This window comes from Mesorhizobium sp. 10J20-29 (genome assembly GCF_054130485.1).
Genome location: NZ_CP199156.1, coordinates 1,515,333 through 1,536,955, shown reverse-complemented (window position 1 = coordinate 1,536,955; position 21,623 = coordinate 1,515,333). Strand labels below are relative to the sequence as shown.

Here is a 21,623-nt window from a genome sequence, read left to right as displayed (position 1 = left end):
AATGCCCGCCGACGGTTCCTTTGATACAGCAAACCCAGCTCATGCATTCCTGAACGGGGGCGGCGAGACCGGCAGGCTTATCGGCACGTTCGACTGGGGTTCGACGCAACTAGGCCCTGTCGATGGCTGGCCGCCGAGCCTCAAGACTGCCTTGTCAATCATGCTGCGCACGCGGGTGCCGGCATGCTTGCTGTGGGGCCCGGACGGGGTGATGCTCTACAATGACGGCTACTCGGTGATCGCCGGGGGACGCCATCCAGCGCTGCTGGGCTCGAAGGTGCTGGAAGGTTGGTCCGAGGTCGCCGACTTCAACGCCCATGTGCTGGAGGTCGTGCTGGCGGGCGGCACGCTGGCCTATCGCGACCAGGAGCTGACGCTGCACCGCACCGGCAAGCCGGAGAAGGCGTGGTTCGACCTGGATTACTCGCCGGTGCCCAATGATGATGGCGAGCCGGCCGGCGTGCTGGCCATCGTCATCGAGACCACGGCCAAGGTGCAGGCCGAGAACTGGCAGTCGGGCGAACGCGATCGCCAGCGCCAGATGTTCGAGCAGGCGCCCGGATTCATGGCCGTGCTGACGGGACCAACCCACGTCTTCGAGCTGACGAATGCCGCTTACCGCCAGCTGATCGGCCATCGAGATGTTCTGGGTCAGCCCGTGCGTCAGGCATTGCCCGAGATAGAGGGCCAGGGTTTCTTCGAACTGCTCGACAGGGTCTATTCGACCGGTGAGCCCTTTGTCGGGACGGCACTGAAGGCCTCGCTCCAGCTGGAACCGGGCGCGCCGATCCAGGAGCGCTTCGTCGATCTGATCTACCAGCCCGTCCGCGATCCCGACGGCCAGGTGACCGGCATCTTCGTGCAGGGCACGGACGTCACCGACCGGCTGCTTGCGGAGGAAGCGCTGAGGCAGAGCGAGGCGCAGTTCCGCAGCTTTGCCGAAGCAATGCCGAACCATGTCTGGACCTCGCGGCCGGACGGCAAGCTCGACTGGTTCAATCCGCGCGTCTACGACTATTCCGGCGTCGAGCCCGGCACGCTCGATGGCGACAACTGGGCCGCCATGGTGCATCCGGACGACCTGAACGGCGCGGCGGAGAACTGGGTCGCCGCCCTGTCGTCGGGCATACCCTACGAGACCGAGTTCCGGCTCAAGCGTGCAGACGGCAGCTATCGCTGGCACCTGGCGCGCGCCGTGCCGATCCTCGACGCCGACGGCAAGGTCACGAAATGGATCGGCACCAACACTGACATCGACGACCAGAAGCAGGCCGTGCAGGCGCTGCGCGAAAGCGAGCGCCGCCTGCAGCTGTCGCAGAATGCCGCCGGCATCGCGGCGCTCGAACTCGACATCGCCACCGGGACGGTGATCGGTTCGGAGGGCTTCTGGGACCTGTGGGGTCTCTCGCCGCGGGAGAGCGTGCATATCAGCGTGCTGGAGAACATCGTCCTGCCGGAAGACAAGGACGTCCGCTCGACACCCGAGACGCGACTCAAGGGGACGGCAGTCCCCAATGTAGAGTACCGGGTCCGGCGGCCCGACACGGGCGAGATCCGCTGGCTGTCGCGCAACATCGACTTCGTGCATGACGAGACCGGCAAGCCGATCAAGATGTTCGGCGTGATGCAGGACATTACCGAACGCAAGGAAGCCCAGGCGCGCCAGAAGATGCTGACGCACGAACTGGAGCACCGCATCAAGAACATCCTGGCGATGGTCTCGGCGATCGCCTCGCAGACTCTGCGCAACACCGATATCGACACGGCACGCGCCACCTTCAACGAGCGGCTGCGGGCACTGGCCAATGCTCACGACATCCTGAACAGCACGCGCTGGACCCGGGCCTCGATCGAGGAGGTGATCGAGAACTCGATCTCGCCCTTCCCGACCGAGCAGATCTCGATTTCCGGACCGGCGCTGCCGATCAACCCGAAGATGGCACTGTCGCTGGCGCTCGCCGTCAACGAACTGGGCACCAACGCGCTGAAATACGGGGCGCTGTCGGTCCCCGAGGGCGGCGTGACGATCGAATGGATCATAGACCGCGACGACGCGACGGCGCCGATAACCTGGCGCTGGCTGGAAAGGAACGGGCCGGCGGTTTCGCCGCCGAGCCGGCGCGGCTTCGGCAGTTTCCTGATCGAGCGTGTGTTCGGCGCCGATTTCAACGGATCGGTGCGGATCGAATATCATCCTGACGGCGTTGAATGCGTGTTGACCGCCCCATGTCCCGAGACGGCGCTCCCGGGCGGTGCAGAAAGCCGAAGGCAGCACGCGTGACCGAGCGACCCCACCCACACGTCCTGGTCGTAGAGGACGAGGCCCTGCTGCTCTTCACCATCGCGGACGAGCTGCGGGACGCCGGCTTCACCGTCTACGAGGCGAGCAATGCCGACGAGGCGATCCAACAGCTGGAGACGCGCAAGCGCATCGACATCATGTTCACCGATATCGACATGCCGGGCTCCATGGACGGGCTGAGACTGTCGGCGGCGGTGCGCGACCGCTGGCCTCCGGTCAAGATAATCGTCACCTCCGGCAAGCGCAATCCGGGCCCCGAGGCGTTGCCCGATGGCGGCGTGTTCATGCCGAAACCCTACGTGCCCGAACGGCTGACGGCGACCATCAACGACATGCTGGGATAGGCCCAGGCGCAGCCTCAGCCGAACCTCAGTCCTCGCTGCGCTTCAGCATCATCACGTGCATCTTGCTGCGCAGGCGGAAGCCGATCCTCTCGTAAAGGGCGATCGCGGTCGCGTTGCCCGCGTAGGTGTGGAGGAAGGGCTTTTCGCCCCTGGCCTCGATCTTTCCCGCGACGAACAGCGTCAGCAATTTGCCCAGGCCGCGGCCGCGGGCGTCAGGATGGGTGCAGACGCCGCTGACTTCGGCCCACCCCTCCTGCTTCAGCCGCTCGCCTGCCATGGCGATCAGCCGGCCATTTTCCCTGACACCCCAGAAGTCGCCGAGCGCCTGTGCGCGCAGGGTGAAGGGGCCGGGCCTTGTCAGCGTCGCAAGATCCAGCATCTCCACCGCGTCAGCCTCACCCAGCCGTTCGATGCGGTCGTCGTGGACCTCTTCCAATGCTTGATCGGCCACCATCTGCACGCCGGCGGCCTCGTCGACCAAAGCGAAGCCGGGGGGCAGGGGCATCTCGTCCCGCTGCAGATTGAGTATGGTTTCGCCGGGCCTGACAATCGCGGCCAGCGCGGAGAAGCTTTCGGCACTTGCATCGCGTGGGCTGGCAAAGGGATGGATGGAGGGCGCGTAGCGCCGTGCCAGGCTGTTGCCTTCCGACAGCGCGGCGTGCCGGCTGTTCAGGGCGTTCCAGATCGGCCGGTCGAGGACATGGCTCATGGCCGCCTCGCCTTCGCGCCTGAGCGCGCGACCAGCGGCGTTTCTGCCAGACTGTCTTCAAGGCCCGCGAGCTGATCGAGCAGCGGGCCTGACAACTCCCCGCAGAGGTCTGCGACGGCTGCCTCGATATGCGGCCAGACATCGCGCTTTGCATCATCTACCAGCTTTTGACCGCTTGCCGTCAGGGACAGTATCCGCACGCGCTGGTCGTCGCGACCCGACCGCATGTCGAGCAAGCCAGCCTTTACGAGCTGTCCCGCCGCTCGTGTCGCGCCCGGCTGTGTGACCCCAATTGCCTCGGCAAGCTCGCCGACGGTGAGGGGCCCGAGCCGGTCGACCGCGCCGAGCAGTGGGTACTGGCCGGCCTGAACCGGCACATCGAGTGTATCCATGATGCGCTGGGTCTCGGCCTGCAGTCGCTCGCCGATGCGCTTCATCCGGGTGCCGAGGCAGAGATGCCCCAGCGACCTGACGACATCCTCGACCATGTCAAAGACCTCAAGGTTTTATATGCACGGTTATATAACATCGCATGCACTCTGTCCAGCGACCGATGAAACAGGGGCGAATGCCGCGTTGCCCGCCAGGCGTGTGGCCCGGCGGGATCGGAATGATCAGTCTTTCAGGAGTCTGTCGGTCCGAGAGGACGGACTGTCTGGCTGGAGGTCAGACCCTCTCCCAGCCCTCGCCTTCGCCGGCGCGGAAGATCGCGTCGATGACCTTCTGATTCTTCACCGAGTCCTCCAGCGTGAAGACGGCGTCCTTGCCGCCCTGGGCGGCGCGGGCGAAGGCCTCGACCTCGAGACGGTACTGCTGGGTTCCCGGAAAGCGGAAAACGGTCGCCTCGGTGTGGCCCTGGTTGTGCAACTCGACGCGGTGGTGGTCGTAAAGGCCGGCATTGAAGGGCGAAAAGACCTCGATGAAACCCTTGTCGCCGTGGAACACCATCATCTGGCGCGCGGCCATCTGGGTCGACAGGTAGAAGGACAGTTCGAAGCTGCCGAAATCGGCGCGGATCGACGAATAGGTATCGGTCTTGAACTTGGGGTCGCGCTCGACGGTCGCCTGGATGCGGACCGGTTCCTTGCCGGTGGCAAAGCGGGTCGAGACCGTCGGGTAGACGCCGATGTCGGGCAGCGCGCCACCGCCGAGCTCCAGCACGTTGCGCATGTTGGCGGGATCGACATTGTGGTAGGTGAAGGCGCCCTGCACGTGCTTCAGCGTGCCGATGGCGCCTGACGCGATCAGCTCGCGCACCTTGATCCACTGCGGGTGGTAGACCACCATGAAGGCCTCGCAGATCAACACCTTCTTGCGGTCGCGCAACTCGATAAGCGGCAGGATGTCCTTGGCGTCGAGCGCCAGCGGCTTTTCGACCAGCACATGCTTGCCGGCCTCGGCGGCCTTGGCCGCCCATTCGACATGCTGCGAGGTGGGCAGCGGAATGTAGACGCCGTCGACCGTGTCTGAAGCCAGCAGTTCCTCATAGGAGCCGAAGGCATGCTGGGCGCCGAACCGGTCTGCGAGCGCCCTCGCCCTCGACTGGTCGCGGCTGGCGACCGCCGTCAGCACGCCATTATCGGCATCGGCGATGGCCGGCAGCAGATGCTCGCGGCCGATCTTGGCCGTCGACAGAACGCCCCAACGGAACATGGTCTTCTCCCTTTTCATGCAAACTGTTTCGTGCAGGCGCGCAGCTTTGCCCTAAAATCCCTCCGGTGCCAAGTTCGCCGGCCACTGTGCAGGGCGCGAATTGCGCCCTAGATTGCAGGCGAAGGAGACCAGCCATGAAGAACCGCAACCTCGGCACGGACCTCAGCGTGTCTCCCGTCGGCCTCGGCTGCATGGGCATGAGCCACGGCTATGGCGGCCAGGAAGAAGGCGACGCCATCCGCACGCTGCACCGCGCCGTCGAACTCGGCGTGACGCTGTTCGACACGGCAGAGGTCTACGGGCCCTTCGCCAACGAGGTGCTGGTCGGCAAGGGGCTGGCGCCTTTTCGCGGCAAGGTGAAGATCGCGACGAAATTCGGCTTCCGGATCGAGGAGACGCCGGACGGGCCGAAGCAGGTGCAGGGGCTGAACAGCCAGCCCAGGCATGTGCGCGCCGTGGCGGAAGCCTCGCTGCGGCGCATGGGCATCGAGACGATTGACCTCTACTACCAGCACCGCGTCGATCCGGACGTGCCGATCGAGGAGACGGTCGGCGCGATGGCCGAGCTGGTGGCGGAGGGCAAGGTGCGCAATCTCGGCCTCTCCGAGGCCGGCGTGGCCACCATCCGCCGGGCACATGCGGTGCATCCGATCGCCGCCGTGCAGAGCGAGTACTCGCTGTGGACTCGCGATCCGGAGAACGGCGTACTCGACACCTGCCGCGAGCTCGGCATCGGCTTCGTGCCGTTCAGCCCGCTCGGGCGCGGCTTCCTGGCCGGCGCCATCACCTCGGCCGACCAGCTCGGCGAGAAGGATTTTCGGCGCGGCCTGCCGCGCTTCGAGCAGGAGAATATCGACAAGAACCTCGCGGCAGTGGAGAAGCTGAAGCAGCTTGCGGCGGCGAAAGGGGTGAGCGCGGCCAATCTGGCGCTTGCCTGGGTGCTGCACCAGGGCGACTTCATCGTTCCGATCCCCGGCTCGCGCAAGATCGCCAATCTGGAATCGAACGTCGCGGCGGCAAGCATTGCGCTTAGTCCGGCGGAAGTCGCCGAGATCGGCGCGCTGGTGACGCCCGACCAGATTGTCGGGCAGCGCTACGGCGACGCCGCAATGGCGCAGACCAACCGCTAGGCGACCGCCGACCGGCGATCAGCCCCGGAGCACGCCGCCCGTTTGCTTCTTGACGTTGTCGACGATCTTGCCGGCGAGCGCTTCGAAGTCTTCGTCGGTCAGCGTCTTTTCCATCGGCTGGATCGACACCTCGATGGCGATCGACTTCTTGCCCTCGCCGATCGACGCACCCTCGAAGACGTCGAAGACGTTGACGCCCGCGATCAGCTTGCGGTCGGCGGCAAGAGCTGCCTTGCTCAGGCTGCCGGCCTCGACCTCCTTGTCGACGACGAAGGCGAAGTCGCGGCGCACCATCTGGAAGGCCGACAGGTCGAGCCTCGGCTTGGTGCGCGTCGCCTTGGCCTTGGGCTCCGGCACCGCGTCGATGAAAACCTCGAAGCCGCAGAGCGGGCCGGACGCGTCGAGCACTTCGAGCGCCTTCGGGTGAAACTCGCCGAAATGGCCGAGCACGACCTTCGGCCCGAGCTTGATCGTGCCGCAGCGGCCGGGGTGATACCAGGACGGGCCGCTCGCCTCGACCTGCAGATTGGCGACCGGGGCGCCGCAGGCCTCGAGCGCGGCGAAGGCGTCGGCCTTGGCGTCGAAGACGCCGACATTCCTGGCATTGCCGGCCCAATGGCGGCCCGAGCCTTCGAGCCCCGCCGTACCGCGACGGACGCCTGAGGCGACGCGGCGCTGCTGTTCCGGCTTGTCGCCCTCATAGGTGCCGGACACCTCGAACAGCGCGACATCGCCGATGCCCTTGTCGGCATTACGCTGCGCGGCCGCGACGAGGCCCGGCAGCAGCGACGGCCGCATGTCGGACATTTCGGCGGCGATCGGGTTGTCGAGACGGAGTTCCGGCTTGCCGCCGCCGAAAAGCTCGGCGTGGGCGGCCGGGATGAACGACCAGGTGACGGCCTCCATCATGCCGCGCACGGCGAGCGCCCGCTTGGCCGCGCGGGTGCGGATCTGCAGCGTGGTCAGGATTTTTCCGTTGACGGCGTCGTGGCTGGTGAGCGGCGCCGGGGCGATCTTGTCGACGCCGTGGATGCGCATCACCTCCTCGACGAGGTCGGCCTTGCCGTCCACGTCGGGGCGCCAGGACGGCACGGTGACATCGACCACGTCGCCCGAACCCTGCGGGCCGAAGCCGAGCCGGGTCAGGATGTCGAGGCTTTCGGCCTTCGGCACGTCGAGGCCGGTCAGGCGCTTCACTTCCGAAACCGGGAAGGAGACCGTCTTCGGCGCGTGGGCGGCATAGCCGACGACGTCGGTTGCGGCCGGCTCACCGCCGCAGAAATCGAGTACCATCTGCGTCGCGAGTTCGAGGCCCGGCACCATGAATTCCGGATCGACGCCGCGCTCGAAACGGTAGCGCGCGTCGGTGATTATGCCGAGCGTGCGGCCGGTGCGGGCGATGTTGAGCGGCTCCCACAGCGCCGACTCGATCAGCACGTCGGTGGTCGATTCGTCGCAGCCGGAGTGCTCGCCGCCCATCACGCCGGCGATGGATTCGAGGCCGTTGTCGTCGGCGATGACGCACATTTCCGATGTCAGCGCATATTCGCGGCCATCGAGCGCCAGGATCTTCTCGCCGTCGCGCGCCCTGCGCACGACGAGATCGCCCTTCACCTTGGCGGCGTCGAACACGTGCAGCGGGCGGCCGCGGTCGAAGGTGACGTAGTTGGTGATGTCGACCAGCGCGTTGATGGGGCGCAGGCCGATGGCGATGAGGCGCTGCTGCAGCCATTTCGGCGAGGCCGCGTTCTTGACTTCCTTGACCAGGCGCAGCGCAAAGCCGTGGCAGAGCGGGTCGGTGGCGCCGAAATCGAGCCGGACCTTGACCGGTGTCGCGCCCTTGCCGGCGACGGGCTCGATGGCCGGCGTCTTCAGCGTGCCCATGCCGGAGGCTGCGAGATCGCGCGCGATGCCGTGCACGCCGGTGGCGTCGGGGCGGTTCGGCGTCAGGTTGATGTCGATGACCGGGTCGTCGATCTTGGCATAGGCGGCGAAGCTGGTGCCGACCGGCGCATCCTCAGGCAGGTCGATGATGCCGTCATGCTCGTCGGACAGTTCGAGCTCGCGCTCCGAGCACATCATCCCGTGGCTCTCGACGCCGCGGATCTTGCCGACCGTCAGCGTCACGTCGATGCCGGGCACATAGGCGCCGGGTGCTGCGAAGGCGCCGATCAGGCCGGCGCGCGCATTGGGCGCGCCGCAGACGACCTGTACCGGCCGGCGGCCACCGCCGGTATCGACGGTCAGCACGCGCAGGCGGTCGGCGTCGGGATGCTGTGCGGCGGTCAGCACTTTGGCGATGACGAAGGGCTTCAGGCCTGCCTTGTCGTCGACCGATTCCACCTCGAGACCGATCGAGGTGAGGCGCTCGACGATCTCGTCGAGCGAGGCGTCGGTGTCGAGATGATCCTTGAGCCAGGAGAGGGTGAATTTCATGATGGCGTTCCGTCAGCTGTCGGGTCTTCGTCTCTGGTGACGCTCGATTTCACATGGCGCGGCAAGCCGTCGGGCATGTGCAGGAAGGGCAGTTGCTCGCGCACATAGGCATGCAGCGTCGGCCGGTAGTCCTGCGGCGCGTCCATGGCGCCGAGCATGAAGTAGATCGTCTCGCCGATACGGCTGTCGGCATAGGCGATCGGCGAACCGCAGCTGGCGCAGAAGCTGCGCGTCACCGGCCCGTTGATGTAGGTCCGCGGTGCCTCGCCGCCGAACAACACGGCATCGGCAGGAAAGCCGACGAAGGCCGAGACAGGCGCGCCGCTGGCGTGGCGGCAGTCGGCGCAATGGCAATAGCTGACATGCACCGGCTCGGCCGCAGCCTCGAACCGGACCGCGCCGCAGCGGCAGCCGCCGGCGTGCAGGGCAGTCACTGGCTAAGGCCCCCGAACAGCGTCGGCATGTCCAGCGGCCTGAACCCGTAGTGGCTGAGCCAGCGCACGTCGGCGTCGAAGAAGGCGCGCAGGTCGGGCATGCCGTATTTCAGCATGGCGATGCGGTCGATGCCCATGCCCCAGGCAAAGCCCTGGTACTCGTCCGGATCGAGGCCGGCGAAGCGCAGCACGTTCGGGTGCACCATGCCGCAGCCGAGAATTTCCATCCAGTCGCTGCCCTCGCCGAAGCGCACTTCGCCCGGCCGCGAGCGGTCGCACTGGATGTCGACCTCGAGGCTCGGCTCGGTGAAGGGGAAGAAGCTCGGGCGGAAACGCATGTTGAGCTGCGGGACCTCGAAGAAGGCCTTGCAGAATTCTTCCAGCACCCAGCGCATGTTGGCGACATTGGCGCTTCTGTCGATGACCAGGCCCTCGACCTGGTGGAACATCGGCGAGTGGGTGGCGTCGGAATCCTGACGGTAGGTCTTGCCCGGGATGACGATGCGGATCGGCGGCTGCTGCGTCTCCATGGTGCGTATCTGCACCGGCGAGGTGTGCGTGCGCAGGAGCTTGCGCGTGCCGTCCTCGCCCGGCGGGAAGAAGAAGGTGTCGTGCATCTCGCGCGCCGGATGTCCCTCGGGGAAGTTCAGCGCCGTGAAGTTGTAGTGGTCGGTCTCGACGTCCGGGCCCTCGGCGATGGAGAAGCCCATGTCGCCGAAGATCGCGGCGATCTCGTCGATGACCTGGCTGATCGGGTGGATGCGGCCGCGCTCGGCCGGCGACTGGCGCACCGGCAGCGTGACGTCGAGCTTTTCGGCGGCAAGACGGGCGGTCGTCGCGGCGTCCTTCAGCTCTGCCTTGCGGGCAGCAAGCGCGTCGGCGATGCGGTTCTTAAGGCCGTTGATCGCCGGGCCCTTGACCTGGCGGTCCTCCGGCGACATCGAGCCCAGCGTCTTCAGGAGCTCGGAGACCGAGCCCTTCTTGCCGAGGGCAGCGATGCGGACGCTCTCGATCGCCGGCTCGTCCGACGCCGCGGCGATCTCGTCCATCAGATTGGATTCAAGGGTTTCCATGTCACTCATCGTCATGACCAATCAGCAGTTTGCGGCAAAGAAAAACCCGCGCCAGCCGTGCCAGCGCGGGTTTCCCAAATCAGAACTCGTCGTGCTTGGGAAGGCGCTGGTTAGGCTACAGCGCTTTCAAAAGCGTTCGGCGTCGTGTCCTTGAGATACTCCAGCCCGGTCTTGGCCTTGGCGACAAGCGCGGCAAATGCCTGCGGCTCGTGGATCGCCATGTCGGACAGAACCTTGCGGTCGATCTCGATGCCGGCCTTGTTGAGACCGTCGATGAAACGGCCATAGGTCAGGCCGTGCTCGCGGACGGCGGCATTGATGCGCTGCACCCACAGGGCGCGGAAGTTGCGCTTGCGATTCTTGCGGTCGCGGTAGGCGTACTGCAGCGACTTCTCGACCGCCTGCTTGGCGATACGGATGGTGTTCTTGCGACGGCCGTAGAAACCCTTGGCGGCTTTCAGGACCTTCTTGTGCTTGGCGTGGGAAGTGACGCCTCTCTTTACGCGTGCCATGTCATGATCTCCTTAATTCGTTCCGGGCCGGGTCTCAGAGACCGTTCGGCAGAAAATTCTTGATGATCTTCTTGGCATCGGGTTCGGCGAGAACCATGGTGCCGCGAGCATCGCGAATGAACTTGTTGGAACGCTTGATCATGCCGTGGCGCTTGCCGGCGGCAGCCGACAGGACCTTGCCGGTCGCAGTGATCTTGAACCGCTTCTTGGCGGCAGACTTGGTCTTCATCTTGGGCATTTTGCTTACTCCTTGGAGGCTTAAGGCGCCTCTTTTCTTGCGGGATCACCGTCGTGCCCTCGGCACGTCGCGTCCCTGATGGTGTTTCCGGGCCGACCAAAGCCTGGAAAGCATGAAGAACCGCCACGGCATGCCCTGCCGGACGGTTCTGGAGGCGGCTTATAGCGATGCGGCGCCTAAAGCGCAACACCCCGGGGCCGGGATTCGATGGGGCGCGAGGCGGCTCGGCGCCGGCGCTCAGCGCGGCGCGAGCACCATCATCATCTGGCGGCCTTCGAGCTTCGGCTCGGCCTCGACCTTGGCGATGGTCGCGGTCTCTTCGCGCACCTTGTTAAGGAGCTGCATGCCGAGTTCCATATGCGCCATCTCGCGACCGCGGAAGCGAAGCGTCAGTTTGACCTTGTCGCCTTCCTCGAAGAAGCGGCGGACCGCCTTCATCTTGGTCTCGTAGTCGTGAATGTCGATGTTGGGGCGCATCTTGATCTCTTTGATCTCGATGACCTTCTGGTGCCGGCGCGCCTCGGCTGCCTTCTTCTGGTTGGCATATTTCAGCTTACCCAGATCGAGGATCTTGGCGACGGGCGGATTTGCGTTCGGGGAAATCTCAACGAGGTCCAGTCCGGCCTCTTCGGCGAGCAACAGTGCATCATTGATGCTTACTTCGCCGCGGTTTTCGCCATCGACGCCAATGAGCTGAACCCGGGGAACACGAATGTCGGTGTTTGCGCGCGGTCCGCCCTTGACGGGTGCGGTTGCCTTGAATGGTCTGCGAATGGTCGTCGTCTCCTCATGCCGTTTACGTTCGGGATTTTTAAGCCTGCGCCTATGTCGTGGCGAGGCGGGCCAAGTCAATAGCACAGGCTGGAGAATAAATCACCTGAATCGACAGGCGCAGAGCCAGTTCCGGGCCAGCCGGGTGCTCGCGGACCTTTCCGGGCAATTGACGATGTGGCAAAAGCCTTGCCGCAGGATGGGACAGGACATGAGCAAAGCTGAATTTCTCGACGTCGGCGGAAACGCCATCGCGGTCAGGCGGGTGACGGGCAGCGAACCGGGCGTCGTCTGGCTCGGCGGCTACCGCTCGGACATGCTGGGCACGAAGGCCGAAACGCTCTCGGAATGGGCGTCGGCGAATGGCCGCGCCTTCCTGCGCCACGACTATTCCGGCCACGGCGAATCCGGCGGCGAATTCCGCGACGGCACGATCTCGACATGGCTGGCCGAGAGCCTCGCCGTGCTTCGGGCCTTCACCCAGGGGCCGCAGATCCTGGTCGGCTCCTCGATGGGTGCCTGGATCGCGCTGCGCATGGCGCAGGAACTGCGCCGGGCTGGCGAAGACGAGCGCCTCGCCGGCATGGTGCTGCTGGCGCCGGCGCCCGACTTCACCGCCGAGCTGATCGAGCCGTCGCTCAGCGAGGGACACCGGCGCGACCTGGAACGGCAGGGCTATTTCGAGGAGCCGTCCGAATACGCGCCCGAACCCAATGTCTATACGCGCGCGCTGATCGAGGACGGGCGGCAGAACCGCGTCATGACCGGGCCGATCGACACCCATTGCCCGGTGCACGTCATCCAGGGAATGGCCGACCCCGACGTGCCGCATGAACACGCCTTGAAGCTGGTCAGCCTGCTGCCGGCCGACGACGTGACGCTTTCGCTGGTGCCGGACGGCGACCACCGTCTGTCGCGGCCGCAGGACCTCGACCTGATGGTGCGGGCGGTCGAAGCCGTGATCGGTCAGGCCGCCTGACGATGCGCCTGTCGATCCCGGTCTCCGCCTTCGTGGCGGCCATCGTCGGCTTTGGCGGCACACTGGCGCTGATCATCGCGGCGGCCGACGCGGTCGGCGCAACGCGGCTCGAGACGGCAAGCTGGGTGACGGCAATCTGCCTGGCCATGGCGGCCGAAAGCCTGTGGCTGTCCTGGCGCACGAAAATGCCGGTGATCACCGCCTGGTCGACGCCGGGCGCCGCGCTGGTCGCGGCAAGCAGCGGCTTTACCATGGCCGATGCCGTCGGCGCCTTCATCCTGACCGCGCTGATGCTGATCGCGACCGGCCTGTTCGGCCCGCTGACCCGGCTGATCGCGAAGATCCCGGCCTCGGTGGCTTCCGGCATGCTGGGCGGCATCGTCGTCACCTTCGCCACCGGCGCGGTGAAGACCATCCCCGCCGACCCGTGGCTGATCCTGCCGCTGATCGCCGCCTTCTTCGTCATCCGCTTGTTCAACCCTGCGCTGTCGGTGCTGGCGGTGCTGGTGGGCGGCGGGCTCGCGGCCTTCCTCACCGGGCGCGTCGGCGGGCTGCCGACGCCGGAACTGTCCACCCTGACGCTGATCGCCCCCGACTTCTCGCTGTCGGCGGCGGTCGGTCTCGCCCTGCCCCTCTACCTCGTCACCATGGCCTCGCAGAACCTGTCCGGCCTCGCCGTGCTGCGCGCCGCCGGCTATCACCCGGAACCCGGCCCGCTGATCTCGGTGACCGGGCTGTTCTCGCTTGTCTCGGCGCCGTTCGGCGCGCTGACCACCAACCTGGCTGCGATCTCGGCGGCGATCTGCACCGGGCCGGACGTCGATCCCGATCCGGCGGAGCGCTGGAAGACCGGGCCGTTCTACGCCCTCGCCTATCTCGTCTTCGCGATCTTCGGCGCCTCGCTGGTGGCGATCTTCGCCGTCCTGCCGCAGAGCCTGATCGTGCTGGTGGCCGGCCTGGCGCTGATGGCACCGCTCGCCAATGCGCTCGCCATCGCGCTCAAGGAGGAGGCGGAGCGGATGGCCGCGACCACCGCCTTTGCCGTCACGGCGTCGGGGCTGACACTGTTCGGAATCGGCTCTGCCTTCTGGGGTCTGGTCGCCGGCCTGACGGTACTCGGTCTGGAAATCGCCAAAAAACGTTAATCTTTTCAATGAATTGTCCGGTTTCGGCCCTGACTCACTTGAATCGCCGTTTTTTGCATCCCATTTCGAATCCAGCAGTCGAATTTGGCTGCCTCCAACAAAGGAACGGGAGAGACATGAACACGACTGCACTGATCCGCCCGGCCTGGACGCCGGCAACCATCGCGTTGATGGTGATCGGCTTCATGGTGTTCTGGCCGCTTGGCCTCGCCATGCTTGCCTACATCATCTGGGGCGACCGGCTTGACGGCTTCAAGCGCGACGTGAACCGCGCAACCGACGGCATCTTCGCCGGTTGCCGCCGCACCTCCGACAAGGCGGCCCGCTGGGGCCATGGCGGTTCCGCCCGCACCGGCAACGTCGCCTTCGACGACTGGCGCGAGAAGGAACTCGAGCGCCTGGCCGAGGAGCGCAAGCGCCTCGACGACATGCTGACGGAGTTCGACGACTATGCCCGCGAACTGCGCCGCGCCAAGGACCAGGAAGAGTTCGACCGCTTCATGGCCAACCGCAACAAGTCGACCGCGCCGGCAAAGCGCGACGGCGAGTCGGGACTTCTCGACGACGCCTGAGACCCGGCAGCCTCGGCCGACAAAAAACGGCGTCGCCCGAAAGGGCGGCGCCGCTTTTGCGTCCGGACCGCGACTTCCCCCATCCCTGCAACCAGCGAATCACGTATCTTCCCCAAAATGCCCTTCGGATTTCTCCAGCGCCTGAATTCGCCGTCTTCTGCCGCCGTGCAGGAGCGCGAGCATGTCGTGGCGGGCCGTGCCTTTCCGCTGAGGATCGTCGAGAACGACCGCGCGCGACGCCTGACGCTCAGGATCGACACCGGCGGCAAGGGCCTGCGCATCACCGTGCCGCCCGGCCTGCCGCGCGGCGAGGTCGACCGCTTCCTGCACCGCCAGCAGGGCTGGCTGGAGCAAAGGCTGGCCAAGGTACCCGAACGGCCTCAGGTGAGGCCGGGCATCAAGATCCCGCTGCGCGGCGTGCCGCACCTCATCGTGCACGAGCCGGGCCGGCGCGGCACCGTTACGGTGGGTCATGAAGGTGGCCAGCCTGCGCTGATCGTGCATGGCGAGCGGCGGCACCTGCCGCGCCGCCTCGCCGATTTCCTGAAGCGCGAGGCCAAGCGCGACATCGACATGGCGGTGGCCAAACACACGCAGGCTGTGGGCCGCAAGGCCAAGGCCATAAAATTCCGCGACACGTCGAGCCGCTGGGGCTCATGCACCTCGGACGGGACACTTTCCTTCTCCTGGCGCATCATGATGGCGCCGGCGCCGGTGATAAACTACCTCGTCGCGCACGAGGTGGCGCATCTCAAGGAGATGAACCACGGCCCGAAGTTCTGGCGGCTGTGCGAGGAACTCTGCCCCGACACCAAGCGCTGCAAGGACTGGCTGAAGCGCAATGGCGGCGCGCTGCAGGCGATCCAGTTCGAGTAGGCGATCTTAGCCCGCCTTCTCGACCTCGCCGCCGGCTTCCGCCCAGTCCTTGAAGGCGCCGAGATTGTGCACATTCTCGTAGCCCATGTCCTTCAGTACCTTGCCGCTCAGCGCCGATCGGCCTCCGGAAGCGCAGTAGAGAATGATCGGCCGGTCCTTGGAGAAGGCCTTGTCGTGATAGGGCGTGTCAGCGTCGGCCTTGAACTCCAGCATGCCGCGCGACACGTGGAGAGCACCCTTGACCTTGCCGCTCGCCTGAACCTCCAGCCCGTCGCGGACATCGACGACGAGCGCGTTCTGTTCGGCGATCATGCGTTTGGCCTCGGCAGGCGTGACCTTCGGCACGGCGGCGTTCGCAGCGGCCATCATTTCCTTGACGTTGGTCGGCATGGGTTTCCTCCAGCATTGATTTGACGGGAAGATACTCTTCGCAAGGCACTCGGCAAGGGGCTGTTTTTCTCGACTCGGCAGCCGTTTCGTGGCAATTGCCGCGCCATGCCGATGGACATCAAGATTTGCGGCCTGAAGACCGAAGAAGCGCTGGCGGCGGCACTGGCCGGCGGCGCCAGCCATGTCGGCTTCATCTTCTTCCCGAAGAGCCCGCGCAACATCGAGCCGGAAGAAGCAGGCCGGCTGCGGCAGGCGGTGCGCGGCAAGGCGCTGGCCGTCGCCGTGACCGTCGATGCCGACGACGCGTTGCTCGACCGGATCGTGGCGGCGATGGCGCCCGACATGCTGCAGCTGCACGGCCACGAAAGTCCGGCGCGCGTCGCCGAGGTCAAGGCGCGTTACGGCCTGCCGGTCATCAAGGCGTTCTCGATCAGCAACGCCGCCGATCTTCGGGCAACCGAAGCCTATGTCGGCATCGCGGACCGCTTCCTGTTCGATGCCAAGCCACCCAAGGGGGCCGAGCTTCCGGGCGGCAACGGGGTTACCTTCGACTGGACCCTGCTCGACGGCTATGGCGGCGACTACCTGCTGTCGGGCGGCCTCAATGCCGGCAATGCCGGCGAGGCGATCCGGCGCGCCGACCCGCCGGGCCTCGACATCTCGTCGGGAGTCGAGACGGCGCCCGGCATCAAGGACCCCGCGCTGATCGAGGCGTTTTTCCGCGCGGTGCGCGCCGCAAGTGCCGGAAACGCGGCCTGAGGCAGCCTGTCGCACGGTTTACTTTTTGTCCCGGATGGGATTAAGCCTCGGCAGGGCCGCAAGGCCAGCGCAAGCAACCCCTTTCAGTTCGCTCAGGATTCTCGATGAACAAGCCGGCCGAACCAAATTCCTTCCGCACGGGTCCCGACGAACAGGGCATGTTCGGCATTTTTGGCGGCCGCTTCGTCGCCGAAACGCTGATGCCGCTGATCCTCGACCTGGAGAAGCACTGGACCTTCGCCAAGTCGGATCCGGCTTTCAAGGCCGAGGTCGAGCACCTCAACAAGCACTATACCGGCCGGCCGAGCCCGCTCTATTTCGCCGAGCGGCTGACCGAGCACCTCGGCGGCGCGAAGATCTACTTCAAGCGCGACGAGCTGAACCACACCGGCTCGCACAAGATCAACAATTGCCTCGGCCAGATCCTGCTCGCCAAGCGCATGGGCAAGACCCGCATCATCGCGGAAACCGGGGCCGGCCAGCACGGCGTCGCCTCGGCCACCGTTGCAGCGCGTTTCGGCCTGCCTTGCGTCGTCTACATGGGCGCCACCGACGTCGAGCGCCAGGCGCCCAACGTGTTCCGCATGAAGCTGCTCGGCGCAGAGGTCATTCCCGTGACCTCCGGCCATGGCACGCTTAAGGACGCCATGAACGAGGCGCTGCGCGACTGGGTGACCAATGTCGACGACACCTATTACATGATCGGGACGGCCGCCGGCCCGCACCCCTATCCGGAGATCGTGCGCGACCTGCAGTCGGTCATTGGCCGCGAAGCAAAGGAACAGATGCAGGAGGCCGAGGGCCGCCTGCCCGACCTGCTGGTCGCAGCCGTGGGCGGCGGCTCCAACGCCATCGGCCTGTTCCACCCCTTCCTCGACGACCGCTCGGTCAAGATTGTCGGCGTCGAAGCCGGCGGCAAGGGACTCCAGGGCGAAGAGCATTGCGCCTCGCTGACCGCCGGCTCGCCCGGCGTGCTGCACGGCAACCGCACCTATTTGCTGCAGAACGGCGACGGCCAGATCATGGAAGGCCATTCGATATCGGCCGGTCTCGACTATCCGGGCATCGGACCGGAGCATTCATGGCTGAAGGAATCCGGCCGCATCGAATATGTGCCGATCATGGATACGGAGGCGCTTGAAGCCTTCCAGCTGCTGACCCGCCTCGAGGGCATCATCCCGGCGCTGGAACCCGCCCATGCGCTGGCCGAGGTCATCAAGCGCGCGCCCAAGATGGGCAAGGACCAGATCATCGTCATGAACCTCTGCGGCCGCGGCGACAAGGACATCTTCACCGTCGGCAAGATTCTCGGGATGGAGCTCTAGAATGACCACCCGCATCGACAGCCGCATGGCGAAACTGAAATCCGAAGGCCGGCCGGCGCTGGTCACCTATTTCATGGGCGGCGACCCGGACTACGACACCTCGCTGAAGATCATGAAGGCGCTGCCGAAAGCCGGCAGCGACATCATCGAGCTCGGCATGCCGTTCTCCGACCCGATGGCCGACGGCCCGGCAATCCAGGCCGCCGGCCTGCGCGCGTTGAAGGCGGGGCAGACGCTGGTCAAGACGCTGAAGATGGCTGCCGACTTCCGCAAGGAAGACAACGAGACGCCGATCGTCCTGATGGGCTACTACAACCCGATCTACGTCTATGGCGTCGACCGCTTCCTCACTGATGCCATCGCGTCCGGCATCGACGGGCTGATCGTCGTCGACCTGCCGCCCGAGATGGACGAGGAGCTCTGCATCCCGGCGCTGAAGGCCGGCATCAACTTCATCCGGCTGGCGACGCCGACCACCGACGACCAGCGCCTGCCGAAGGTGCTGCAGAACACGTCGGGCTTCGTCTACTACGTCTCGATGACCGGCATTACCGGTTCGGCGCTCGCCGACACCGACAAGGTCGGCGCGGCCGTGCGGCGCATCAAGGGCCATACCGACCTGCCGGTCTGCGTCGGCTTCGGCGTCAAGACTGCCGAGCAGGCGCGCGCCATCGGCGCTTCGGCCGACGGCGTCGTGGTCGGCACGGCGATCGTCAACGCCGTTGCCAACGTGCTCGACCCGAAGGGCGGCATGACCGCCGACCCGGCGGAAGCGGTGGCGACCCTGGTGAGCGGGCTCGCCCAGGGCGTACGTTCGGCGCGCCTTGCTCCTGCCGAATAGTTTCTTCATCCTCTTCCCGAACCGGGATTTTCTGCCATGAACTGGATCACAAATTTCGTCCGCCCGAAGATCAACTCGATGCTCGGCCGCCGCGACATACCCGAGAACCTCTGGATCAAGGATCCCGAGAGCGGCGAGATGGTGTTCCACAAGGATCTGGAGAGCAACCAGTACGTCATCCCGTCGTCTGGCCACCACATGAAGATCTCGGCCAGGGAGCGGCTGAAGTACTTCTTCGACGACGGCAAATACGAGGCGCTGGAGAACCCGAAGGTCTTCGTCGATCCGCTGAAATTCCGCGACGAGAAGCGCTATCTCGACCGGCTGAAGGACGCCAGGACCAAGACCGGCATGGAGGACGCGATCCTCTCCGGCCTCGGTACCATCGAGGGCCTGCCCGTGGTCGCCACCGTGCAGGATTTCGCCTTCATGGGCGGCTCGCTCGGCATGGCCGCCGGCGACGCCATCATCAAGGCGTTCGAGACGGCGGTCGCCAGCAAGCGGCCGATGATCCTGTTTGCGGCCTCGGGGGGCGCCCGCATGCAGGAGGGCATCCTGTCGCTGATGCAGCTGCCGCGCACCACGGTGGCGGTCGACCGGCTGAAGGAGGCCGGCCTGCCCTACATCGTCGTGCTGACCAATCCGACGACCGGCGGCGTCACCGCCTCCTACGCCATGCTCGGCGACGTGCACATCGCCGAACCCGGCGCGCTGATCGGCTTCGCCGGGCCGCGCGTCATCGAGCAGACGATCCGCGAGAAGCTGCCGGAAGGATTCCAGAGGGCCGAGTACCTGATGGAACACGGCATGGTCGACATGGTCGTTTCTCGCCTCGAGTTGAAGGCAACAATCGCCCGGCTGCTGAAGATCCTGATGAAGGCGCCGGCGCCGCAGGCTGCCGCCGAACCCGAAATCCTGCCACCGGCCGTCGTCGATCAGCAGGCCAGCCCGCAGGCCTGACGCGACACGTCACGCCGCCTTCGCGATTGTGCGCCGGCCCGGCTGCGCATAGGATTCCTTCATGACGACGCTTCTTGCCGACCTCGAAATCGAGCGCCTGATGGCGCTGCACCCGAAAGGCTACGACCTTTCGCTCGGCCGAATCTCGCGCCTGCTCGAGAAGCTCGGCAATCCGCACCTGAAGCTGCCGCCGGTGATCCACATCGCCGGTACCAACGGAAAGGGCTCGGCCGCCGCCTTTGCGCGCGCGCTGCTGGAGGCCGCCGGCTACAGCGTCCACGTCCATACCTCGCCGCATCTCGTCAACTGGCACGAGCGCTACCGCATGGGAGCGCCGGGCGGCGGCCGCTTCGTCGACGACGCGCTGCTGGCGCGCACCATCGCGCGCGTCGCCGACGCAAATGAGGGACAGCAGATCACCGTCTTCGAGATCCTGACGGCGGTGGCCTTCCTGCTGTTCTCGGAGCATCCGGCCGACGTCGTCATCATGGAAGTGGGACTGGGTGGGCGTTTCGACGCCACCAACGTGATCCCCAACCCGGCTTCGACGCTGATCATGCCGGTGTCGCTCGACCACGAGGCCTATCTCGGCGACCGCGTCGAACTCATCGCCTCTGAAAAGGCCGGCATCATCAAGCCGGGCTGCCCGGTGGTCATCGGCGCACAGGAAAGCGAGACGGCGCAGGACGTCATCATCGAGGCGGCCGACCGGCTGGGTTGCGACCTCACCGTCTATGGCCAGGATTTCCTCGCCTATGAGGAGAACGGCCGCATGGTCTACCAGGACCAGGACGGCCTGATGGACCTGCCGTCGCCCCGCCTGCCGGGCCGGCACCAATATTCCAACGCCGCGGCGGCGATCTCGGCGGTCAAGGCGGCGGGGTTCCCGATCAGCCAGGCCGACGCCGAGCGCGCCATGACGAAAGTCTACTGGCCCGGGCGCATGCAGCGCCTGCCGCAGGGCCTGCTGACGGAAAAGGGACCGGTCGGCGCCGAGATCTGGCTCGACGGCGGGCACAATCCCGGCGCCGGGCTGGTGGTCGCGGAAGCGCTGGTCGAGCAGGAGGAGAAGGACCCGCGTCCGCTGTTCCTGATCTGCGGCATGATCAACACCAAGGACCAGACCGGCTATTTCCACGCCTTTGTCGGCATGGCGCGCCATGTCTATGCCGTTCCGGTGAGCGGCAGCGACGCCGGCGTGCCCAACGCGGAACTCGCCATCCGCGCCATAGAGGCCGGCCTGTCGGCCGAGCCGGTCGATTCGGTTGCCAATGCGCTGATGCTGCTGCGCGACACGTGGGAGGTCGACGAACCGCCGCCGCGCATCCTGATCGGCGGCTCGCTCTATCTCGCCGGCGCCGTGCTCGCCGAAAACGGCACGCCGCCGGAATAGCCGAGGCTACTTCAGCTCGATCTCGACGAAAGCGAACTCGCCTTCGTTGGCGCTGATCACATCGTGCTCGACGCCTTCCTTGCGAAAATAGGGCTGGCCCTTCTTCATCTCGGCGAAGCTCTCACCCTCGCCGGTGACCAGCTTCACCTTGCCGTCCATCATCGGCACGACGACATAGTCGTGGCCGTGGCGGTGCCAGCCGGTGTTGTCGCCGGGCTGGAAGCGATATTCGGTGACAATGACGCGCTCATTGTCGATGAAGACGGTGGGTTTGGCTGATCCTGTCATGGCGGGCTCCCGGTTTGGTCCCGGACATCAAGGCCGAGATCGGCACGCATGGCGAGAGCCAGCCCGGCCGGATGCTGCCTGCCAGCAAAAAGCCCGGCACGGGGGCCGGGCTTTCAGAAGCTTCAAAAGTGGTGACTTGGATCAGGCGACGTTGCCGCCGATCCAGTGCGACAGCGCCGTCTTGGGCAGCGCGCCAACCTTGATGTCGGCCACTTCGCCGTCCTTGAAGATCATCAGCGTCGGAATCGAGCGCACGCCGAACTTGGCCGCAAGCTCGGGATTCTCGTCGATGTTGAGCTTGGTGATCTTCACCTTACCGGCCATCTCGGTCGCGATCTCCTCGAGCGAGGGTCCAATCATCTTGCAGGGACCGCACCACTCGGCCCAGAAATCCACGACCACGGGCCCTTCGGCGTCGAGTACGTCGGCCTGGAAGTTGTTGTTGTCCACCTTGACGGTTGCCATTGAGTGCACCTTTCAGAAATTCAGTTGG

24 protein-coding genes are annotated in these 21,623 nt (G+C 65.8%); 12 read left to right on the top strand and 12 right to left on the bottom strand.

Features of this window, described 5'->3' with window-relative positions; genetic code table 11:
• Position 1: 1 nt before the first annotated feature.
• On the top strand, positions 2 to 2,281 hold the full coding sequence (locus ACT2BZ_RS07400; protein WP_457940215.1) for a PAS domain S-box protein: 2,280 nt from the start codon (positions 2 to 4) through the stop codon (positions 2,279 to 2,281).
• Positions 2,278 to 2,646, top strand: a complete 369-nt coding sequence (locus tag ACT2BZ_RS07395) for a response regulator (protein WP_457940214.1) — start codon at positions 2,278 to 2,280, stop codon at positions 2,644 to 2,646. Before ACT2BZ_RS07400 ends, ACT2BZ_RS07395 begins: the two co-directional genes overlap by 4 nt.
• A gap of 25 nt (positions 2,647 to 2,671) precedes the next feature.
• On the opposite strand, the gene ACT2BZ_RS07390 is transcribed toward ACT2BZ_RS07395, so the two are convergent.
• The 3 genes from ACT2BZ_RS07390 to ACT2BZ_RS07380 all read right to left on the bottom strand — a co-directional run bounded on the left by ACT2BZ_RS07390 (position 2,672) and on the right by ACT2BZ_RS07380 (position 5,008).
• Entirely contained in the window at positions 2,672 to 3,355 is a 684-nt protein-coding gene (locus ACT2BZ_RS07390; protein WP_457940213.1) for a GNAT family N-acetyltransferase, read from the bottom strand.
• Positions 3,352 to 3,843 carry a MarR family winged helix-turn-helix transcriptional regulator gene (locus tag ACT2BZ_RS07385; protein ID WP_457940212.1) on the bottom strand — a complete coding sequence of 164 codons (492 nt, stop codon included), beginning with the start codon at positions 3,841 to 3,843 and terminating at the stop codon, positions 3,352 to 3,354. Before ACT2BZ_RS07385 ends, ACT2BZ_RS07390 begins: the two co-directional genes overlap by 4 nt.
• A 178-nt stretch (positions 3,844 to 4,021) precedes the next feature.
• Positions 4,022 to 5,008: a Gfo/Idh/MocA family protein gene (locus tag ACT2BZ_RS07380; protein WP_457940211.1), complete on the bottom strand. Its 987-nt coding sequence runs from the start codon at positions 5,006 to 5,008 to the stop codon at positions 4,022 to 4,024.
• Positions 5,009 to 5,142: 134 nt separating this feature from the next.
• Between ACT2BZ_RS07380 and ACT2BZ_RS07375 the strand changes: the two genes are divergently transcribed.
• A complete protein-coding gene (locus tag ACT2BZ_RS07375) occupies positions 5,143 to 6,138 on the top strand; it encodes an aldo/keto reductase (protein ID WP_457940210.1) in 996 nt (331 codons plus the stop codon).
• Positions 6,139 to 6,156: 18 nt separating this feature from the next.
• On the opposite strand, the gene pheT is transcribed toward ACT2BZ_RS07375, so the two are convergent.
• The 6 genes from pheT to infC all read right to left on the bottom strand — a co-directional run bounded on the left by pheT (position 6,157) and on the right by infC (position 11,605).
• On the bottom strand, positions 6,157 to 8,574 hold the full coding sequence (gene pheT, locus ACT2BZ_RS07370; protein ID WP_457940209.1) for a phenylalanine--tRNA ligase subunit beta: 2,418 nt from the start codon (positions 8,572 to 8,574) through the stop codon (positions 6,157 to 6,159).
• Positions 8,571 to 9,008, bottom strand: a complete 438-nt coding sequence (locus ACT2BZ_RS07365) for a GFA family protein (RefSeq protein WP_457940208.1) — start codon at positions 9,006 to 9,008, stop codon at positions 8,571 to 8,573. Before ACT2BZ_RS07365 ends, pheT begins: the two co-directional genes overlap by 4 nt.
• Positions 9,005 to 10,090 (bottom strand): phenylalanine--tRNA ligase subunit alpha, encoded by a 1,086-nt coding sequence (gene pheS, locus ACT2BZ_RS07360; RefSeq protein ID WP_457940207.1) that lies wholly within the window; start codon positions 10,088 to 10,090, stop codon positions 9,005 to 9,007. Before pheS ends, ACT2BZ_RS07365 begins: the two co-directional genes overlap by 4 nt.
• A 101-nt stretch (positions 10,091 to 10,191) precedes the next feature.
• Positions 10,192 to 10,593 carry a 50S ribosomal protein L20 gene (gene rplT, locus ACT2BZ_RS07355; RefSeq protein WP_457940206.1) on the bottom strand — a complete coding sequence of 134 codons (402 nt, stop codon included), beginning with the start codon at positions 10,591 to 10,593 and terminating at the stop codon, positions 10,192 to 10,194.
• Positions 10,594 to 10,627: 34 nt separating this feature from the next.
• Positions 10,628 to 10,831: a 50S ribosomal protein L35 gene (gene rpmI, locus ACT2BZ_RS07350; protein WP_457940205.1), complete on the bottom strand. Its 204-nt coding sequence runs from the start codon at positions 10,829 to 10,831 to the stop codon at positions 10,628 to 10,630.
• 237 nt (positions 10,832 to 11,068) lie between these two features.
• Positions 11,069 to 11,605, bottom strand: a complete 537-nt coding sequence (gene infC / locus ACT2BZ_RS07345) for a translation initiation factor IF-3 (RefSeq protein ID WP_457941245.1) — start codon at positions 11,603 to 11,605, stop codon at positions 11,069 to 11,071.
• A gap of 208 nt (positions 11,606 to 11,813) precedes the next feature.
• Between infC and ACT2BZ_RS07340 the strand changes: the two genes are divergently transcribed.
• The 4 genes from ACT2BZ_RS07340 (at position 11,814) to ACT2BZ_RS07325 (ending at position 15,174) form a co-directional block, all read left to right on the top strand.
• Positions 11,814 to 12,581, top strand: coding sequence for an alpha/beta hydrolase (locus tag ACT2BZ_RS07340; protein ID WP_457940204.1), 768 nt, complete (start codon positions 11,814 to 11,816; stop codon positions 12,579 to 12,581).
• A 2-nt stretch (positions 12,582 to 12,583) separates the two neighbouring features.
• Positions 12,584 to 13,726 carry a benzoate/H(+) symporter BenE family transporter gene (locus ACT2BZ_RS07335; RefSeq protein WP_457940203.1) on the top strand — a complete coding sequence of 381 codons (1,143 nt, stop codon included), beginning with the start codon at positions 12,584 to 12,586 and terminating at the stop codon, positions 13,724 to 13,726.
• A 116-nt stretch (positions 13,727 to 13,842) separates the two neighbouring features.
• Positions 13,843 to 14,298, top strand: coding sequence for a DUF2852 domain-containing protein (locus tag ACT2BZ_RS07330; protein ID WP_457940202.1), 456 nt, complete (start codon positions 13,843 to 13,845; stop codon positions 14,296 to 14,298).
• Between the two features lie 117 nt (positions 14,299 to 14,415).
• The gene (locus ACT2BZ_RS07325) at positions 14,416 to 15,174 is read left to right on the top strand and encodes a M48 family metallopeptidase (RefSeq protein ID WP_457940201.1); all 759 of its coding nucleotides are present in this window, start codon (positions 14,416 to 14,418) and stop codon (positions 15,172 to 15,174) included.
• 6 nt (positions 15,175 to 15,180) lie between these two features.
• On the opposite strand, the gene ACT2BZ_RS07320 is transcribed toward ACT2BZ_RS07325, so the two are convergent.
• Entirely contained in the window at positions 15,181 to 15,564 is a 384-nt protein-coding gene (locus tag ACT2BZ_RS07320; RefSeq protein WP_457940200.1) for a rhodanese-like domain-containing protein, read from the bottom strand.
• A 105-nt stretch (positions 15,565 to 15,669) separates the two neighbouring features.
• Here ACT2BZ_RS07320 and ACT2BZ_RS07315 point away from each other — a divergent pair, with 105 nt between their 5' ends.
• From ACT2BZ_RS07315 to ACT2BZ_RS07295, 5 genes are all read left to right on the top strand, one after another.
• Positions 15,670 to 16,323: a phosphoribosylanthranilate isomerase gene (locus ACT2BZ_RS07315; protein WP_457940199.1), complete on the top strand. Its 654-nt coding sequence runs from the start codon at positions 15,670 to 15,672 to the stop codon at positions 16,321 to 16,323.
• 104 nt (positions 16,324 to 16,427) lie between these two features.
• Complete coding sequence (gene trpB / locus ACT2BZ_RS07310) at positions 16,428 to 17,648, top strand: tryptophan synthase subunit beta (protein ID WP_457940198.1); 1,221 nt, start codon at positions 16,428 to 16,430, stop codon at positions 17,646 to 17,648.
• A gap of 1 nt (position 17,649) precedes the next feature.
• Positions 17,650 to 18,489, top strand: coding sequence for a tryptophan synthase subunit alpha (gene trpA / locus ACT2BZ_RS07305; protein ID WP_457940196.1), 840 nt, complete (start codon positions 17,650 to 17,652; stop codon positions 18,487 to 18,489).
• Positions 18,490 to 18,525: 36 nt separating this feature from the next.
• Positions 18,526 to 19,449, top strand: a complete 924-nt coding sequence (accD, locus tag ACT2BZ_RS07300) for an acetyl-CoA carboxylase, carboxyltransferase subunit beta (RefSeq protein WP_457940194.1) — start codon at positions 18,526 to 18,528, stop codon at positions 19,447 to 19,449.
• A gap of 61 nt (positions 19,450 to 19,510) precedes the next feature.
• Positions 19,511 to 20,842: a bifunctional folylpolyglutamate synthase/dihydrofolate synthase gene (locus tag ACT2BZ_RS07295; protein ID WP_457940193.1), complete on the top strand. Its 1,332-nt coding sequence runs from the start codon at positions 19,511 to 19,513 to the stop codon at positions 20,840 to 20,842.
• Positions 20,843 to 20,848: 6 nt separating this feature from the next.
• Here ACT2BZ_RS07295 and ACT2BZ_RS07290 read toward each other — a convergent pair whose 3' ends face one another.
• Positions 20,849 to 21,130: a cupin domain-containing protein gene (locus ACT2BZ_RS07290; RefSeq protein WP_457940191.1), complete on the bottom strand. Its 282-nt coding sequence runs from the start codon at positions 21,128 to 21,130 to the stop codon at positions 20,849 to 20,851.
• A gap of 141 nt (positions 21,131 to 21,271) precedes the next feature.
• On the bottom strand, positions 21,272 to 21,595 hold the full coding sequence (gene trxA / locus ACT2BZ_RS07285) for a thioredoxin (RefSeq protein WP_457940190.1): 324 nt from the start codon (positions 21,593 to 21,595) through the stop codon (positions 21,272 to 21,274).
• Positions 21,596 to 21,623 lie beyond the last annotated feature (28 nt).

Bases quoted from the DNA above. Each gene is read 5' to 3' on its own strand.
- accD (WP_457940194.1), top strand. From the start codon at position 18,526: ATGAACTGGATCACAAATTTCGTCCGCCCGAAGATCAACTCGATGCTC.
- ACT2BZ_RS07340 (WP_457940204.1), top strand. From the start codon at position 11,814: ATGAGCAAAGCTGAATTTCTCGACGTCGGCGGAAACGCCATCGCGGTC.
- ACT2BZ_RS07315 (WP_457940199.1), top strand. From the start codon at position 15,670: ATGCCGATGGACATCAAGATTTGCGGCCTGAAGACCGAAGAAGCGCTG.
- ACT2BZ_RS07375 (WP_457940210.1), top strand. From the start codon at position 5,143: ATGAAGAACCGCAACCTCGGCACGGACCTCAGCGTGTCTCCCGTCGGC.
- trpA (WP_457940196.1), top strand. From the start codon at position 17,650: ATGACCACCCGCATCGACAGCCGCATGGCGAAACTGAAATCCGAAGGC.
- trxA (WP_457940190.1), bottom strand. From the start codon at position 21,595: ATGGCAACCGTCAAGGTGGACAACAACAACTTCCAGGCCGACGTACTC.
- ACT2BZ_RS07325 (WP_457940201.1), top strand. From the start codon at position 14,416: ATGCCCTTCGGATTTCTCCAGCGCCTGAATTCGCCGTCTTCTGCCGCC.
- ACT2BZ_RS07335 (WP_457940203.1), top strand. From the start codon at position 12,584: ATGCGCCTGTCGATCCCGGTCTCCGCCTTCGTGGCGGCCATCGTCGGC.
- pheT (WP_457940209.1), bottom strand. From the start codon at position 8,574: ATGAAATTCACCCTCTCCTGGCTCAAGGATCATCTCGACACCGACGCC.
- ACT2BZ_RS07380 (WP_457940211.1), bottom strand. From the start codon at position 5,008: ATGTTCCGTTGGGGCGTTCTGTCGACGGCCAAGATCGGCCGCGAGCAT.
- ACT2BZ_RS07320 (WP_457940200.1), bottom strand. From the start codon at position 15,564: ATGCCGACCAACGTCAAGGAAATGATGGCCGCTGCGAACGCCGCCGTG.
- rplT (WP_457940206.1), bottom strand. From the start codon at position 10,593: ATGGCACGCGTAAAGAGAGGCGTCACTTCCCACGCCAAGCACAAGAAG.
- rpmI (WP_457940205.1), bottom strand. From the start codon at position 10,831: ATGCCCAAGATGAAGACCAAGTCTGCCGCCAAGAAGCGGTTCAAGATC.
- pheS (WP_457940207.1), bottom strand. From the start codon at position 10,090: ATGAGTGACATGGAAACCCTTGAATCCAATCTGATGGACGAGATCGCC.
- ACT2BZ_RS07385 (WP_457940212.1), bottom strand. From the start codon at position 3,843: ATGGTCGAGGATGTCGTCAGGTCGCTGGGGCATCTCTGCCTCGGCACC.
- ACT2BZ_RS07390 (WP_457940213.1), bottom strand. From the start codon at position 3,355: ATGAGCCATGTCCTCGACCGGCCGATCTGGAACGCCCTGAACAGCCGG.
- ACT2BZ_RS07295 (WP_457940193.1), top strand. From the start codon at position 19,511: ATGACGACGCTTCTTGCCGACCTCGAAATCGAGCGCCTGATGGCGCTG.
- ACT2BZ_RS07400 (WP_457940215.1), top strand. From the start codon at position 2: ATGCCCGCCGACGGTTCCTTTGATACAGCAAACCCAGCTCATGCATTC.
- ACT2BZ_RS07290 (WP_457940191.1), bottom strand. From the start codon at position 21,130: ATGACAGGATCAGCCAAACCCACCGTCTTCATCGACAATGAGCGCGTC.
- ACT2BZ_RS07330 (WP_457940202.1), top strand. From the start codon at position 13,843: ATGAACACGACTGCACTGATCCGCCCGGCCTGGACGCCGGCAACCATC.
- trpB (WP_457940198.1), top strand. From the start codon at position 16,428: ATGAACAAGCCGGCCGAACCAAATTCCTTCCGCACGGGTCCCGACGAA.